This window comes from Mucilaginibacter sp. (assembly GCF_965201005.1).
In the GTDB taxonomy this organism is placed as follows: domain Bacteria; phylum Bacteroidota; class Bacteroidia; order Sphingobacteriales; family Sphingobacteriaceae; genus Mucilaginibacter_A.
The window spans coordinates 3251172-3266431 of sequence record NZ_OZ241747.1 but is presented as its reverse complement, the minus strand read 5'-3'; the positions used below and the strand labels follow the sequence as shown (position 1 = coordinate 3266431).

17 protein-coding genes are annotated in these 15260 nt (G+C 42.5%); 10 read left to right on the top strand and 7 right to left on the bottom strand.

Annotated elements, in window-relative coordinates:
- Positions 1-12 precede the first annotated feature (12 nt).
- The 4 genes from hemL to hemA form a co-directional block, all read right to left on the bottom strand.
- Positions 13-1401 (bottom strand): glutamate-1-semialdehyde 2,1-aminomutase, encoded by a 1389-nt coding sequence (gene hemL / locus ACOFKR_RS14895; RefSeq protein WP_419801590.1) that lies wholly within the window; start codon positions 1399-1401, stop codon positions 13-15.
- A gap of 63 nt (positions 1402-1464) precedes the next feature.
- Entirely contained in the window at positions 1465-2436 is a 972-nt protein-coding gene (gene hemB / locus ACOFKR_RS14890) for a porphobilinogen synthase (protein WP_419803648.1), read from the bottom strand.
- A gap of 162 nt (positions 2437-2598) precedes the next feature.
- Positions 2599-4179, bottom strand: coding sequence for a hydroxymethylbilane synthase (gene hemC / locus ACOFKR_RS14885; protein ID WP_419801589.1), 1581 nt, complete (start codon positions 4177-4179; stop codon positions 2599-2601).
- Positions 4180-4290: 111 nt separating this feature from the next.
- On the bottom strand, positions 4291-5514 hold the full coding sequence (hemA, locus tag ACOFKR_RS14880) for a glutamyl-tRNA reductase (RefSeq protein ID WP_419801588.1): 1224 nt from the start codon (positions 5512-5514) through the stop codon (positions 4291-4293).
- Between the two features lie 156 nt (positions 5515-5670).
- Between hemA and ACOFKR_RS14875 the strand changes: the two genes are divergently transcribed.
- The 4 genes from ACOFKR_RS14875 to ACOFKR_RS14860 all read left to right on the top strand — a co-directional run bounded on the left by ACOFKR_RS14875 (position 5671) and on the right by ACOFKR_RS14860 (position 7681).
- A complete protein-coding gene (locus ACOFKR_RS14875) occupies positions 5671-6045 on the top strand; it encodes a MauE/DoxX family redox-associated membrane protein (RefSeq protein ID WP_419801587.1) in 375 nt (124 codons plus the stop codon).
- 125 nt (positions 6046-6170) lie between these two features.
- Positions 6171-6329: a hypothetical protein gene (locus tag ACOFKR_RS14870; RefSeq protein ID WP_419801586.1), complete on the top strand. Its 159-nt coding sequence runs from the start codon at positions 6171-6173 to the stop codon at positions 6327-6329.
- Positions 6330-6689: 360 nt separating this feature from the next.
- Positions 6690-6842 carry a hypothetical protein gene (locus ACOFKR_RS14865; protein ID WP_419801585.1) on the top strand — a complete coding sequence of 51 codons (153 nt, stop codon included), beginning with the start codon at positions 6690-6692 and terminating at the stop codon, positions 6840-6842.
- Positions 6839-7681: an alpha/beta hydrolase family protein gene (locus tag ACOFKR_RS14860; protein ID WP_419801584.1), complete on the top strand. Its 843-nt coding sequence runs from the start codon at positions 6839-6841 to the stop codon at positions 7679-7681. Before ACOFKR_RS14865 ends, ACOFKR_RS14860 begins: the two co-directional genes overlap by 4 nt.
- On the opposite strand, the gene ACOFKR_RS14855 is transcribed toward ACOFKR_RS14860, so the two are convergent.
- The 3 genes from ACOFKR_RS14855 to ACOFKR_RS14845 all read right to left on the bottom strand — a co-directional run bounded on the left by ACOFKR_RS14855 (position 7678) and on the right by ACOFKR_RS14845 (position 8988).
- A complete protein-coding gene (locus tag ACOFKR_RS14855) occupies positions 7678-8019 on the bottom strand; it encodes a hypothetical protein (protein ID WP_419801583.1) in 342 nt (113 codons plus the stop codon). The two genes, ACOFKR_RS14860 and ACOFKR_RS14855, sit on opposite strands and share 4 nt — an antisense overlap.
- A 277-nt stretch (positions 8020-8296) precedes the next feature.
- A complete protein-coding gene (locus ACOFKR_RS14850) occupies positions 8297-8839 on the bottom strand; it encodes an IS5 family transposase (RefSeq protein WP_419803647.1) in 543 nt (180 codons plus the stop codon).
- Positions 8812-8988, bottom strand: coding sequence for a hypothetical protein (locus ACOFKR_RS14845; protein ID WP_419801582.1), 177 nt, complete (start codon positions 8986-8988; stop codon positions 8812-8814). Before ACOFKR_RS14845 ends, ACOFKR_RS14850 begins: the two co-directional genes overlap by 28 nt.
- A gap of 311 nt (positions 8989-9299) precedes the next feature.
- Here ACOFKR_RS14845 and ACOFKR_RS14840 point away from each other — a divergent pair, with 311 nt between their 5' ends.
- The 6 genes from ACOFKR_RS14840 to ACOFKR_RS14815 all read left to right on the top strand — a co-directional run bounded on the left by ACOFKR_RS14840 (position 9300) and on the right by ACOFKR_RS14815 (position 15178).
- Complete coding sequence (locus tag ACOFKR_RS14840; protein ID WP_419801581.1) at positions 9300-9794, top strand: (2Fe-2S)-binding protein; 495 nt, start codon at positions 9300-9302, stop codon at positions 9792-9794.
- 7 nt (positions 9795-9801) lie between these two features.
- A complete protein-coding gene (locus ACOFKR_RS14835; RefSeq protein WP_419801580.1) occupies positions 9802-10446 on the top strand; it encodes a hypothetical protein in 645 nt (214 codons plus the stop codon).
- A gap of 10 nt (positions 10447-10456) precedes the next feature.
- A complete protein-coding gene (locus ACOFKR_RS14830; RefSeq protein WP_419801579.1) occupies positions 10457-10636 on the top strand; it encodes a hypothetical protein in 180 nt (59 codons plus the stop codon).
- Between the two features lie 3 nt (positions 10637-10639).
- Complete coding sequence (locus tag ACOFKR_RS14825; protein WP_419801578.1) at positions 10640-12613, top strand: molybdopterin cofactor-binding domain-containing protein; 1974 nt, start codon at positions 10640-10642, stop codon at positions 12611-12613.
- 179 nt (positions 12614-12792) lie between these two features.
- Entirely contained in the window at positions 12793-13569 is a 777-nt protein-coding gene (locus ACOFKR_RS14820) for a substrate-binding domain-containing protein (protein ID WP_419803646.1), read from the top strand.
- 661 nt (positions 13570-14230) lie between these two features.
- The gene (locus ACOFKR_RS14815) at positions 14231-15178 is read left to right on the top strand and encodes an NAD-dependent epimerase/dehydratase family protein (protein WP_419801577.1); all 948 of its coding nucleotides are present in this window, start codon (positions 14231-14233) and stop codon (positions 15176-15178) included.
- Positions 15179-15260: the final 82 nt, after the last annotated feature.

Sequence of the window (15260 nt, the reverse complement as noted above, 5' to 3'; positions counted from 1 at the left end):
TCAGCCCAAATTTTACCCTGTAAAAGAAGCATCGGTTTGTTGGTGAAACACAAAATCCAGACTTTCAAATATCGCTTTTTTTGCTTTTTCCAGATCATTTTCGGTATGTGCCGATGAAATAAATCCCACTTCGTAACCAGACGGGCCAATGTAAACGCCCCGGTTCAGCAATTTGCGGTGAAAAAGCTTGAATTTTTCCATACTTTTTGGGTCGATCTCATCTGCCCGGCGGATATTTTCCAGCCCGGTAAAAGCAAACCAAAAGATTGAACCGATCCGGAAAACTTTCATTCCATAGTTTTTTTCTTCGGAATATTGCTCAATTTCATCCGTAAATTTTTTTGTTTTTTGGTTTAAGCCGATATAAAAACCCGGTTTGGCCAACTCACTCAATTGCGCAATCCCGGCAGACATGGCAACCGGATTACCAGACAATGTACCAGCCTGGTAAACAGCACCTTCCGGAGAAATGTTGCTCATGATTTCTGCCGATGAACCATAGGCGCCAACCGGCAAACCGCCGCCAATAATTTTGCCGTAAGTAATGATGTCCGGCTGGATTTGATAATAGCCGGCCGCGCCTTCAAAACCCAAACGAAAGCCGGAAATCACTTCATCAAAAATGAGTAATGCTTCTTTTACCGTACAAATTTCGCGGAGTTGTTGTAGAAATTCCTTTTCCTGCAAAAGCAAACCGTTATTGGCCGGCACCGGCTCGATGATCACCGCTGCAATTTGATCTTTAAATTCCTCGAAAGCTAATTTTACAGCTTTCAGATCATTCAGCGGCACCACAATCGTCTCATCTGCAAAGGATTTTGGTACGCCGGCAGAGGAAGTTTCGCCAAAAGTAACCAAACCCGAACCTGCTTTTACCAGCAAAGAATCCACATGGCCGTGGTAACAACCTTCAAATTTCAGGATTTTATCACGTTTGGTATAACCGCGCGCCAGGCGGATGGCCGACATTACTGCTTCAGTTCCTGAACTTACAAAGCGCAGTTTTTCAATGTATTTATTGTGGGATAAAATCAGTTCGGCCAGTTCGTTTTCCAAAGCCGTTGGCGCACCGAAAGACATGCCGTTTTGCATGGTTTCCGTTACTTTTTCACGGATTTGCGTATTGTTATGGCCCAGGATCAGCGGCCCCCAGGAACAGCAAAAATCAATAAACTTATTGCCGTCCGCGTCCCAAATGTGGCAGCCATCACCTTTTACAATAAAAAGCGGTGTGCCATAAACCGATCTGAACGCCCGGACCGGCGAATTGACGCCGCCCGGAAAATAGGTTTTGGCCTTTTCATATAATGCAGCAGATTTTTCCCGACTGATATCCAGTTTGCCGGTTGGATGTGTGGCCAACGCTGTTGTAGCTGTTTCTATACTTTTTACTGATTCCATTCTTCGTCTTTCTATTTATCTAACTTGATTGCTGAAAGCTGATTGCTGACAGCCGAAAGCCTCTTACAACCACTTTTTTTCCAAAACTTCTTTTGCATGATAAGTTAAAATTGCAGTTGCCCCTGCCCGGCGGATGCTCAGCAAAACTTCCATAACAGAACGCTCTTCATTTAGCCAGCCTTTTTGTACGGCTGCTTTTAGCATGGCATATTCGCCGCTTACGTTATAAGCCGCAATTGGCAATTCGGTGTTTTCGTGCAGCAATTTAATTATGTCGAGATAAGGCAAAGCAGGTTTAACCATCAAAAAATCTGCGCCTTCTTCCTCGTCCATCCGTGCTTCCAGTAATGCTTCGCGCTGGTTAGCCGGGTTCATCTGATAGCTTTTTTTATCGCCATATTTTGGGGCAGATTGCAGTGCATCCCGGAACGGCCCATAAAATGCACTGGCGTACTTGGCCGCATAAGACATAATGGAAACATTGGTAAACTTATTGTCGTCCAGCACTTTACGGATATAGCCCACCCGTCCGTCCATCATATCCGAAGGTGCAATAATATCGGCACCGGCGTGTGCATGGGCCAGAGCCATCTTGCCCAAAACTTCCAGCGTTTCATCGTTCAGGATTTCGCCGTTTTCAACAATCCCGTCATGCCCGTCAGAACTGTATGGGTCCATTGCCACATCGGTAATTACGCAGGCTTCCGGGAAGTTTTGTTTTACTTCTTTTATCGCCCTTAAATACAGGCTGTTTTCCCGGTAACTTTCTGTGGCAAATTTGTCTTTCAGCGATTCTTCGATGTTCGGAAAAAGATCAAAAGCTTTTAACCCCAGCTTCATGCAGCTTTCCACTTCGCGCAGCAAATTATCAACGGAATAGCGGTAAATGCCCGGCATCGAGTTCACTTCCGTTTGCTGCACATTTCCATCCACAATAAACAGCGGAAAAATCAGATTGGCCGGTTGCAAAACCGTTTCCTGCACCATTTGGCGGATGACTTCTGATTTCCGGTTTCTTCTTGGTCGTTGAAGTATCATTTTTACTATAAGCTTTTAGCCTTCAGTAATTAGCTGAATGCTGTTTTTATCTATGTTTTTTAGCTGTCGGCAATTAGCTGAATATCGTTTGCAGCTATGTTTTTTTTATGTTGAGGTGTCAGGACGGAAAGCCGATAGCTGACTACTGAAAGCTTCCTGCTAAAAACTCAACCCAAACAGTGCTTCTGCCAAACCAATTTCATCGGGCGAAAAAGGCAGCGTGTATTTCACACCAATTGCATCCAGTTTTTTTCCGGTAGATTTGCCAATGGCGATCACCTGCTGGCCAACATCCAGCAGATTTTCGACAAAATAAGCTTCAACATTAGATGGGCTGGTAAAAATCAGCACTTCGGCGGCAGACGGCTCGGCGTTTTCTTCTAAAACCGTTTCGTAAACCGGCAAATCAATTTTTTTGGTTTCTGCGGATAGTGCCTGATGAATGTTGCGCATCGGGTCTTCTGCCGCCGGAAATAAAATGGTAGAACCGTTGGCCAGCTTAGCAAATTCGGACCCAACATCGGTACTGTCCACACTTTCGCCAACATAATCTGCACGGTAACCAAGCGCGCGCAAAGCGTTTTCAGAACCGGTTCCCATCACCCCAAATTTTACTTTTTTAGTCAGTTGAGGCTGCAGGTTGAAAAAATACTCGACACCGTTTTTACTGGTGAAAAATATCCAGTCCACATTTCTTAAAATATAAGGGTCAAGCTTGGTAATTATCGGTACGGTACGGATCAGCGAACGTGCTTCTATCGAAATATTGTTTTTTTCTACCGCCCTCCGGAAGTAACTGTGTGCAGATAAATCCCGGGAAATAAATACATTGGCCGGAAATTTTCTGGCCGGATCAAACTTGGCCACCACTTTTTCTGCCAAACCGGATGCTGTTTTTACCTGGGTAAAATAACGGTCAGGCACTACATCACCTTCTGTAGCTTTTGAAGTAAATACCTGAAATTCACCGTCTTCCCTCCGGCAGTAACAACCCAAAGGCAAATGGCAGCCGCCGCCAAACAAGCGCAATATTTTTCGTTCTACGGCCAGTTCTTCGGCAACTTCCGGATGGTTTAAAGCTTGCAAAACAGCAAACAGTTCATGGTCGTTCTCCCGGATTTGTATCGCCAGAACACCCTGCGCCGGGGCCGGGATAAATTCTGTCGGACCGATATCTTCTACATAAAATTCGCTCAAATCCAAACCTAAACGGCTTACACCAGCTTTTGCCAGCATAATGGCATCGTACTCCTCGTTGCGCAATTTGTTGATACGTGTTGGCACGTTTCCGCGTAAATCTATAATTTCCAAATCCGGCCGCACAGCCAGTAATTGCGCTTTACGCCGGTTGGAGGATGTGCCTACCAAACCACCAAATTTTACCGAAAACTTTTGTTTTACGTCCACCACATCTTTCAGCATCATCAACAATTCCGAAGGGTCTTCCCGTTCAGAAACAGCCGCTACAATCAGTCCGGGTGGGTTTTCGGTAGGCAAATCTTTGTGCGAATGTACGGCCAGGTCAATTGTTCCGGCCAGCAGTTCCTCTTCCAGTTCTTTAGTGAAAAAACCTTTGCCTTCAAGTTTATCAAAGCTGAGGTTTAAAATCCGGTCGCCCTGCGTTTTAATGATTTTTAGTTCGGCCGAAACGTTAATTGCAGCCAAACGGTCTTTCACAAAGTTGGCTTGCCACAAGGCCAGGTCGCTTCCACGTGTTCCGATCGTAATTTTTCTGTCCAATTTCTGCTGTTTGAGTACAGCGTAAAGGTAGCTGTTTAAGAAAGTTTAGCAGGATAAAAATTCAGATATGGGATTTTTCTGACGATAAAAGAAGCATTGCCAAAAATGAAATTAATTATCGTTCAGCATAATTTCTTTGGCCATAATCATCGGTACGCTGATGTATTTTTTTTCCATGTAGTTGATGATTTTTTCCAGCACTTCACGGGATTGGCCATCCATAGATTGGATTTCATCCGCAAAAACAGAATCTGCACGTTTCCGGATTTCTTTGATTTTTTCGGGCACTTCGCGCATGGCGATTTCGATGCGGCGCTGCTTTAAAACCGGGATAAAATCATTGACATTTTGCGCAATGATCTTTTCCGCATGGGCCAGCTCCTGATAACGCTCCTGCAAATTACTTTTTGAAAGCTCGTTCAGCGTGTGCACTTCAATATAATTGATCGGAAACTGCTCAACCACTTCTGCAGCCGTATCATTCGGCACCGCCAAATCCACGATTGTTTTGCGGCCTGTTTCCCCATTCAGCAAACTTTGGTAAATGGTTTTGGTGATGATTGGATCGGTAGCAGATGTGCAGGTGATAATCACATCAAAACCTTCGTGATAATTGGCCAGTTCGGCCAAATCAAAAGCTTTGCCTTTCAGTTCGGCGGCCAGTTCTTCGGCTTTGGACTTTGTACGGTTAAAAACAGCAAAGTTAGAGTATTTGTGTTTTTGCAGATATTTGGAGATATTTTTATTGGTCTCCCCGGCACCGATAATCAGGATACGCGAGTTTGGTGTTAAAGCCAGTTCCCGCAGCTTTCGGTAAGCCAAAGAAACCACCGAAATCGGGTTCCGGGAGATATTTGTATCGGTATAAACCTCTTTGGCCGCTTTTACAACGCGGTTCATCACCATGCGCAGGTAATCGCCGGTTAGGTTGGCCGCGCGGCAGGTTTCATAAGCTTTACGGATTTGCGCCAGGATTTCTTTTTCGCCAACTACCAAACTTTCCATCGAGCAGGAAGTACGCAGCAAATGGGTCAGCGCTTCTTTTTCTTCATAAATGGAAGCGCCCTGAATAAAAGTTTCTAAAAAGTGCGAACAAAGGCCGATCTCCATAAAACCAATAAACTTCCGGGCAAAATCCTTATCAACTTCCAGATCGGTGGCCATTATAAACTCTACACGGTTGCAGGTGGCCAGGTAAAAAATCTCCGGTATTTGAAAATGAACTTTAGCATCTTGCAGTTTCTTGGCTAAATTATCCTGGCAGATCACCAGTTTGCCCAGTTCCTTCAGTTCAATCTGCTTGTGTGTAAAGGCAATAACTTTTAGATACTTCAAGGCCGTTGTGCTATATAGAATCACAAAAGTAAGCACAGCAGATAGCCCGACTGTCAGCACTTTGTCAAACACTTTTATTTAGAATGTGTTTAAATTGAAGGCAAAAGCACTGACATTTAGCTAAATACTGAATTTTTGCGGCAAATGATACACCTTATGTCAAATCTGAAAAAAATAAGTTTGATCTTGCTTGTACTGCTGTATTTGGCGGCCGGTGTGAACCATTTCAGGAGCGCGGCAGCTTATATCAGCGTTATTCCGCCATATTTTCCTTACCCAAAGCTGCTCAATACTTTGGCCGGTTGTTTTGAAATATTTTTTGGGTTGATGCTGATCTTCAAAAAAACCAGGACTTACGCCGTTTACGGGATTATTTTGATGCTGATCGTTTTTACAACCGTACATATCTACATGATCCGGCTTGCACCTTTTAAATTAAGTGGTTTTATGGTGAGCAGAGCCGTTGCCTGGATCAGGTTGCCGCTGCAATTGGTGCTGATGGCCTGGGCATACTGGCACCGGGAAGATTGAGGTTTCAAAACTGTTGTCTTACCGAAAGGCAGCCGCAGGTTTTTTTAAAAAAAATGCTTTTTTTACCACCTATTTTTTTGTGTTTGATCAGGAACTGCGTTCCTTTTTCTCTTTCTTTTTCCTTGATGAAAAAGAAACAAAAAATCAAGGCAAACCCGATCGCCTCCGGGCGTTTTGCCGGGCAGCCGCGCCTGGGTGGATACCTGTCCCGCGGCCTTGCAAACTTCATAACTTTAAAAGCTAAAAAATTGGCGGTAAAAGAAGCATTAAACAAAAGGGATTAACCACCATAAATAACCGCCATAAAGAGCCGTTTGCAAGATCGCCACCCAGGAGCGGTGGGCCGAATGCCGCCCGGAGGCGATCCGGCATTCTTGAACTTTTGGTTCTTTTGTTTCAAGACAAAAGAACGAAAGCTCAAGCAACCGAAGGGTTGCTTTTATCAATCATGCTTCTTTTACGATACATTTTTTGATCAGGAACTGCGTTCCCTTTTCTCTTTCTTTTTCTTTTTCCTTGATGAAAAAGAAACAAAAAATCAAGGCAAACCCGATCGCCTCCGGGCGTCCTTTCAACCCTACGCACCTGGGTGGTTACCTGTCCTGCGGCCTTGCAAACTTCATAATTGCAAAATCAAAAAATAGGTGATAAAAGAAGCATCTTACAAACTAAGCAGAAAACAAATTTATACCGGTAAAAACAGCATTGCTTTCAGCTGTAAGCATCTCCGCTGCAATTATTATGACGGAACGAAAATCAACACTATTTTTATACCGGTAAAAACAGCATCGCCATGAACAAACACATCCAGCAGCAAACCTTTTTGATCCCAGGTGCAAACGGCCGCAACATGCTGGCCGACCTTACTTTTGATGACCGCGATAAGCAGGCTCCATTGGTTATTTTTGCACATGGTTTTAAAGGGTTTAAAGATTGGGGCACGCACAACCTGGTGGCACAATCTTTTGCAGAAAGCGGCTTCCGGTTCTTAAAATTCAACTTTTCGCACAACGGCACCACGCCGGATCATCCGATGGATTTTGTGGATTTGGAAGCTTTTAGCGATAACACTTTTTCCATCGAGCTGGAAGATTTAAAATCCGTAATCGATTTTGCGGCCGGTGGTGCCAATTTTTTGCCGGTAAAAACAGTATCGCTGATTGGGCACAGTATGGGCGGCGGCATCAGTATTATCAAAACAGCAGAAGATGAGCGCGTAGAAAAACTCATCACCTGGGCTTCCGTGGCAGATTTCCACAACCTTTGGCCAAAAGAAGCAGAAGCGCAATGGCGGCTCACCAATGTAATTTATTTCCCGAATTCGCGCACCAACCAGCAAATGCCCGTAAAAGCTACGCTGCTGGACGATTTGGACCAGAACCAAAAACGCCTGAATATTTTACTTGCTGCTGCCGAAATCAAGCAACCCTGGCTGATTGTTCACGGCGATCAGGACTCAACGGTAAACATCAGCCATGCGTTGGAACTGAACCGCAAACAACCGAAATCTGATCTGGTGGTTGCACCCGGAGCTAACCATACTTTTAATTCCAATCATCCATACTTGGAAGATGTGCTGCCTGCAAGTTTAGCACAGGTTTGCGAAGTTTGTGTTGGGTTTTTGAAGGGATTTTAGGGGATAAAAACAGTATCGTCGCCAAGTTTATACCGCAGCATTCCTTTTCCTAAACTCTTTTTATATTGAAGTTTTTTAGCATAAAGAATTTCCTTTAAACCAGTTACCATAACTTCCTGGCTTACCTGATTAAAAACAACTTTATCGGCTTTCACACCAAACTGATCGACCTGAAAAGTTGCATTTCCATACAGTGTCAGAATTTTATTCCGATCATCTCTTACAATAGAATCTTCAGCAGAATAATTTAGTTTTTCAGTCGTTTTTAAGTTGATTTGATTTTGAGAAAAACCTTTAATAGTGATTAATAACGAGAAAATAAAAAGTAAAAGTTTCATAATTAGCTATATTCTTGAAATCGAATTTAATAAATTTATCTCTTGATTTTTAAAAGATTAACAACTATTATAATTTTTATAATTTCAGAGCCTGTTTAAATTTTGTTCAATAATAATTTTATAGCTGAGATTTTGACCATTTTTTCGGAGGTTTCCAACAATAGTTCATAGTTTCTGCACAACCTTCTGTCGTTGTCGGACCAGGAAAAAGTCCGTTCGACTATCCATCTTTTGTGTGTTGGTTCAAACCCTGTCCTTTTATCGTCTGAACGCATCACTATTTGTAAAATATATCCGAAACGTTTTTTACCTGTTCTATGATTTCCCCACGGTAACCGCCATCGCAGGCAATTGTCCTGATGCCGCACAGCAGTTGTTTTAAAACCCGGGCCAGCAGCAAGGCGGCCTTACTGTGGTGTACATGGGCAGCCGTTACCATTACAGCCAACAGAAAACCGTTCTTGTCTGTTGCCACATGCCGCTTAATGCCTTTTACCTTTTTGTTGCCGTCATAACCGCTTAATGCCCGGTTGTTCCCCCAACGTACACTTTGGCTGTCCATAATGCCCAGGCTTGCCTGCCTGTTTTGCCCCATCCCGGACCGTACTTTTTCCCTCAGTTTCGCCAACAACAAATCAAAGCAGTCCAGCCCTGACCATTTCTTGTAATAGTAATAAACCAATTGCCATTTGGCAAAGTTTACAGGGAGCATCCGCCATTGGCAGCCCGTCTTTACAACGTACAACAAGGCATTCCAAACAGAGCGGAGGCTATGTTTACGTTTTCTTTCACCTAACTCTGTAAGGTTTTCTTTATAAATTGCTGCGGTGATGCCGGTTTTGCTTCTGCTTGTGCAACTTGTTGCGCCAGGCTGCGCTCACTTATTCCCGGCAAAAGCAAAAACAGGATTCCTAATCTCAACGAAAAACGATAAAAGCTGCCAAATCTGGCTTTGGTTAAGTCTGTCATTTCAATAAAATAATGATAAAAAATATTATGGTTAAAAGCCTATTTGTTTTTTGATGTTGCCACCGATAAATTTTTGATTGATCGCATGCTTCTTTTATGCATACAATTTCAACATCAATTTTATATCGATAAAAGAAGCATCAAACACATTGAAAAGCTTTTAAATTGATTTGACCAAAGTATGGGTATCAAAGAACTAACACTTGTATAATCGTACATAAATTTAGAACTATCGTGCATATACCGTATCGGTTGTTCTATCTTGCACAATAGTTTACGATATTTGATTTCCAATTAGCCATTGTTATTGTATGTCTTTCCAAACTGGTAATAATCAATCTATCATTATAAATAGAAAGCGTGTTGACGCAGCAAATGCTTCTCCGGAGATGCCATTGTTATGGTTTCTTCGTGATGTTGTTGGGTTAACGGGCACAAAATTTGGTTGCGGCATGGCGCAATGCGGTGCTTGTACCGTTCATTTGGATGGCGAAGCGGTACGTTCCTGCGTTACGCCGGTTTCGCGCGCATTGGGAAAAGAAATTGTGACGATCGAAGGCTTGTCTGAAAACGCAGATCATCCGCTGCAACAAGCCTGGGCCGAAATAAATGTGCCGCAATGCGGTTATTGCCAGTCAGGCCAAATCATGTCGGCAGCGGTTTTGCTCCGCGAAAACCCGGACCCGACAGATGGCGATATCGACAACGCCATGTCTGGCAACATTTGCCGCTGCGGCACTTACCTGCGGATACGCAAGGCAATACATATCGCGGCCGGTATTCAAAAATCTTCTGTTAAGGCTTAACAAATCGATGGATATCAATCATAATTTAAACAACAAGTTTTATTACCCCAAAAAAGGTATTTGTGTGATATTGGCCATTGTTGCTTTGTTGAGCATGACTGTTGTGTTCTCTTTCCGGGCAGAAAGCCGGTTGGCCAACAATGCAAAGCCTCATTTCACCCGAAAAGATAGTTTAGCATCCCAAAAAGCATTCCTAAAGGTTTATGCGGTTTTAATGAGCCCGCGCTGTATGAATTGTCATCCCGCTGGAGATATACCTTTGCAAGGCGACGACAGTCATTTGCATTTACAAGGCGTTAAACGCGGGCCAGACGGCAAAGGTTTGTACGCTTTAAAATGCGCAAATTGCCACCAACCGCATAACCTGCCGGGATTGCACATGCCGCCCGGAAACCCAAAATGGAGCTTGCCGCCTGCCAATATGAAAATGGTTTTCCAGGGGAGATCTCCTCATCAGTTGGCCGCACAGTTGTTGGATAAAAAACGAAATGGAAAGAAATCGATCAAAGCGTTGATCGACCATATCACAAACGATACTTTGGTTTTAGCTGGCTGGCATCCGGCGCAGGGTTTGGCCATGCCGCCGTTGTCGCACCGCGAATTTGTAAAAGCATTTAACGAATGGATCAGTAAAGGTGCTGTAAGCCCTTAATTTTATAACAGTGAAAAGAAGAAATTTCATCCGTTTATCAACATTTACCGCAGGGGCTTGGCTTCTGACGGATGTTATGCCTGTGTCCTCTTTATCCGCGGTAACTGCGCCAGAAGGTGTAACTTTCTCACCTAACCCGCTTTTAAAAATATTTGACAACGGTAAAGTGGTCATCAGCGTGATCAAATAGGAAATGGGCCAAAACGTGATTACTGCCTTGCCGCTGCTTGTTGCAGAAGAACTGGAGATCGACTTAAAAGAAATAACCGTTGAAACATTGCCATATAAAGCATCAAACGCAGGCAATTACACTACCTGGGCAAGCGGAAGTATAAAAGGTACGTGGATGCAAATGCGCTATGTTGGCGCCACTGCGAAATTTATGCTGATAAAAGCTGCCGCAGACCAATGGAAAGTGCCCGTTGAAGATTGCAAAGCCCAGGATGGCACCGTAATCAACATCAAAAATAACAAAGTCCTCAATTATAAAGACCTGCTAAAAGAGGCCAGTGCTTTAACTCCTCCGGAAAAGCCGCCGCTCAAGAATATCAAAGATTTTAAATATATCGGCAGCCAAATTACCAAAACGAATATTACACCGATCATAACTGGTAAGTACAGTTATACGATGGACGTTAAACTGCCTGATATGCTGTATGCTTCTTTGGTGCGCTGCCCGGTTTATAGCGGTAAAGTAAAGAGTTGGGACGATAGCGCGCTAAAAGGATTGGCAGGAATTGTAAAAGTGATACAGGTTGATCAAATACCGGAAGCACTTAACCGGAATGCGGTCGCAGTAATCGCAACCAATACCTGGGCGGCTTTGGAAGGCAAGCGTTTGCTAAAGGTAAAATGGAGTTACGAGCTGGGCAAAGTGCATGACAATCAATCGCTTACAGAGCAATTTAAAACCGAGTTTGCAACCGCTAAACCGGCCAGGGTTTATGGTAAAGACAAAAATGCGCCGTTTAAAACGATTGACGGTCCGGGGGTTTATGAGGCAACTTACGAAGCGCCTTATCTTGCACATACCACGCTGGAACCTGTTAATTGTACGGCAAGGTATAAAGATGGAAAATTTGAAATCTGGGGCGGTTTCCAGGCACCAATGTTCATCAACAATGTTTTACCAAAAGTTTTTGGGATAGACAGTTCTGCCATCAGCGTTAATTTAATGCCAATGGGAGGTAGTTTTGGGCGGAAAGAAAAAATCGACAATGTGGCCGAAGCAATGGTGCTTACCAAAGCGTTGGGCGTACCGGTACAAAATATGTTTGACCGTACAGATGATATCCAGGCTGATTTTTATCGGCCGGCAAGCCATCATCATTTAGCCGCAACCGGCACAAAAAATGAAATTACAAAATGGCGCGATCAGTATGGGATCACTACTTTCCCCGGTAAAGAAATATCCGGCCCCTGGGACAGCTTCGGCGGCGTGACCAATGACTTATGCTATCCGGTAAGTGATTATCAAAGTGCTTTTTATCCGGTCGAATCGCCGATACCAATAGGGTCATGGCGTTCGATATCGTTTAGCCAGAATGTATTTGTGGTCGAAAGTTTTATTGATGAACTGGCCGTCCATTATCAAATAGATCCGATAAAATACAGGCTCAACCTGTTCAACAATGGCGATGTTAAAGATAACGCGCGTTTAAAAAACGTGATGCTGCAATGTGCCGAAAAAATTGGATGGGACGAAAAACCTGCCAACGGGCACTTCCGTGGCATAGCTGTTTGCCCTTATGGCCGCTCCGGCGCAGTTGCGGCACATGCCATGGAAATATCCGTTAGTAAAGACAAGCTTGTGAAAATCCACCGTTGCGTTGCGGCAGTTGATTGCGGTTTAGTTGTGGACCCCGACGGTTTAAAGGCGCAAATAGAAGGCAGTTTGGTTTGGGCGCTGAGCGGAATGTTCAACAATGAAATAACGGTCAAAAACGGAATGGTAGATCAGCAATCGTATAATGATTACCGGGTATTACGGATGAACGAAATGCCGCCTTTCGAAATCCTGCTTATTGCCGGCGAAGAAAAACCCGACGGCGGCGGAGAACCGTCTGTACCTTCTGTGGCACCAGCTTTATGCAATGCCATCTATGCCGCAACAGGGTTTAGGGTGAGGGAACTGCCGATCAAAAAACATGGTTTCCGTTTGGTGTAACTTGTATCGGAAACCGGTTGAGGACTGGTTGAATTTGAGCTGACTTATTTTTGATGCTTCTTTTATCACCTAAAAAACAGTAAACTAGTTGATTTTTTGAACAGATCGATATCCATGTAAACACCAACTTTTACCTGATAAAAGAAGCATTGCTTTTTCTTTTATCAATTTAAACAGGCCTGATATCAAGAGAATTAATTAATGTTAACCACCTGGCGCAACGTTCTGTGGATGGCTTACTGATTTCGATGTCGTCTGGCACTACTGATTATAGTTTTTTAAAAACTTTGCATGATAATGGGTTGCCTATCGTTTTTTTTGACCGGATAATTGATGATATCGAAACTTTTAAAGTTACTTCTGATAATTTTACCGGTGCTTTTCAGGCAACTGAACTATTGATCAAATCCGGCCACAAAAAGATTGCGCTTTTGACCAACGCACCGCAGCTATCCATCACAAATGAACGTTTATCTGGCTATAAAAAAGTTTTGGCCGATCATCAAATCCCTTTCCGGCCGGAATTGGTGAGGAATTGCTATAAAGGCGGCAGCGATTATCAAGAGGTGGAAGATGCCGTTAAGGGATTATTGGGGTTGGCAGATAAACAAAATGCAATATTTATCAGTAGCGACCGGATCAGTATTTCCTGCATAAGGGCTTTAAAAAAAATGAAGTTTGATCCTGAGGAAATTGCGATCGTTGGTTTCTCAAATTCTGATATTGTCGATCTTTTACAACCTTCTATTTCTTATATCAGGCAAAAAGCCTTTAAAATGGGTCAGGTTGCTATTGAAATGTTATTAAAGTTAATCAAAAGCAAGTATCCGATTACCGAATTTGAGACCAAAATATTAGATACCGAGTTGCATTGGATGAACAACGGCCTGAACAATTACTGTTTTTTAGGTGATAAAAGAAGCATTGGAAATGCATTCAATTTTTGGGATAACTAAAGCAAAAAGCATTAATTTGATTTTAAGCTATATGAGAACGAAATATGAAAACATCATACATTTAAAATCACAACCAGCCTCTGAAAACGCTGATAAATGTTCAGAGAATTTCCCTGAGGGCTACTTTAAAATTATATGTTCCCCTATAAATCAAAAGTTTATAAGGTTTTTTTGTTTTACCCACAATTTAACTGTCATTAAAGTTCAGACAAATAAGGGCAAAATCACAAAACTTATCAAAGCCTGTTTAAATTATGCCGAAAAAAACAACCGTGCTTCTTTTATGCCCATAAATATTGCTTTTCTGATTTTATGCCGATAAAAGAAGCATCGAAACTTACCATTTTTTATAGGATAAAAGAAGCATCGAAACCATTCGATAGAAATTTAAACAGGCTTTTAGTATAAGCGGTTATTATTGATCTTTTTGAAACAGAAAAAATACTTAATAATAATCCGGCTGATAAACATCTAAACAATTGTATTCATCAAATAAATCAACAGAATGAAAGTCAAAATTCCTGATTAAAGAAGAAGGTAAAAAAAATAATGTTAAATAACACAACTGAACAGGAATTTTCCTGTAATAGTATCCTTAAATAAATAAGAAATTTAAAAATATACTTTTGCTTCAAAATAACTTGTTAAAGAGCTTACCGAGATGAAAAAAGAAACGATTTTAATAATAGGGGCAAGCGGCCAGATCGGAACAGCTTTAATCCCGAAATTGCAGGCTGTTTATGGGTTTGGTTCTGTTGTTGCGTCCGACTTACATACGCCTGATCATTACGATGGAAACTTCGTAAAGCTTGATGCTACCGATCCGGATGCAATTGCTGAAGTAATCAAAAAATACAATGTTTCTCAAATTTATCATTTAGCGGCAGTATTGTCTGCAAAAGCAGAAGCTAACCCTATTTGGGCATGGAATTTAAACATACAAACCCTTTTGAACGTGCTTGAAGCAGGAAGGGTTTATGCAATAAAGAAACTTTTTATCCCCAGCTCTATTGCAGTTTTTGGTAAGGGCACAAATGAGAATGGCACGCCGCAAGATATATGTTTAAATCCGTCCTCCATATATGGCGTTAGCAAAGTTGCCACAGAAAACTGGTCTTATTATTATTATAAACGCTACGGGCTTGATATCAGGTCATTGCGTTATCCGGGCGTAATCAGTTACCAATCTATGCCGGGCGGCGGCACTACAGATTATGCCGTTGATATGTATCACAAAGCAAGTAAAGGAGAAAACTATACTTGTTTTTTAAAGCCGGAAACGATGCTTCCGATGATTTATATTGATGATGCTTTGCGTGCAACGGTAGAACTGATGGAATCATCAGCTGATAAAATAAACGTGAGATCTTCCTATAATCTTGCCGGGATGAGTTTTACACCGGCAGAATTAGCGGAGTCGATCAAAGCTCATTCTCCTGATTTTAAATGTGATTACCTGCCTGATTTCCGTCAGGATATTGCTGATTCCTGGCCGGGCACCATTGATGATGTTGCTGCAAGAACAGATTGGGGATGGGAACATAAATACAACCTGCCTGAAATGACAGCGGAAATGGTATTGCATCTAACTAAACCTGAAAAAATTTAAACCGGTACTTAAATCAGCAGTAATTTATTAAAAACAGTATTTTTGAGAATAATAAGAGGGACACTAAATTTTAACAATCCAA

Bases quoted from the DNA above. Each gene is read 5' to 3' on its own strand.
- ACOFKR_RS14855 (WP_419801583.1), bottom strand. From the start codon at position 8,019: ATGAAACTTTTACTTTTTATTTTCTCGTTATTAATCACTATTAAAGGT.
- ACOFKR_RS14825 (WP_419801578.1), top strand. From the start codon at position 10,640: ATGGGCCAAAACGTGATTACTGCCTTGCCGCTGCTTGTTGCAGAAGAA.
- ACOFKR_RS14835 (WP_419801580.1), top strand. From the start codon at position 9,802: ATGGATATCAATCATAATTTAAACAACAAGTTTTATTACCCCAAAAAA.
- hemL (WP_419801590.1), bottom strand. From the start codon at position 1,401: ATGGAATCAGTAAAAAGTATAGAAACAGCTACAACAGCGTTGGCCACA.
- ACOFKR_RS14845 (WP_419801582.1), bottom strand. From the start codon at position 8,988: ATGACAGACTTAACCAAAGCCAGATTTGGCAGCTTTTATCGTTTTTCG.
- ACOFKR_RS14875 (WP_419801587.1), top strand. From the start codon at position 5,671: ATGTCAAATCTGAAAAAAATAAGTTTGATCTTGCTTGTACTGCTGTAT.
- ACOFKR_RS14815 (WP_419801577.1), top strand. From the start codon at position 14,231: ATGAAAAAAGAAACGATTTTAATAATAGGGGCAAGCGGCCAGATCGGA.
- ACOFKR_RS14870 (WP_419801586.1), top strand. From the start codon at position 6,171: ATGAAAAAGAAACAAAAAATCAAGGCAAACCCGATCGCCTCCGGGCGT.
- ACOFKR_RS14860 (WP_419801584.1), top strand. From the start codon at position 6,839: ATGAACAAACACATCCAGCAGCAAACCTTTTTGATCCCAGGTGCAAAC.
- ACOFKR_RS14840 (WP_419801581.1), top strand. From the start codon at position 9,300: ATGTCTTTCCAAACTGGTAATAATCAATCTATCATTATAAATAGAAAG.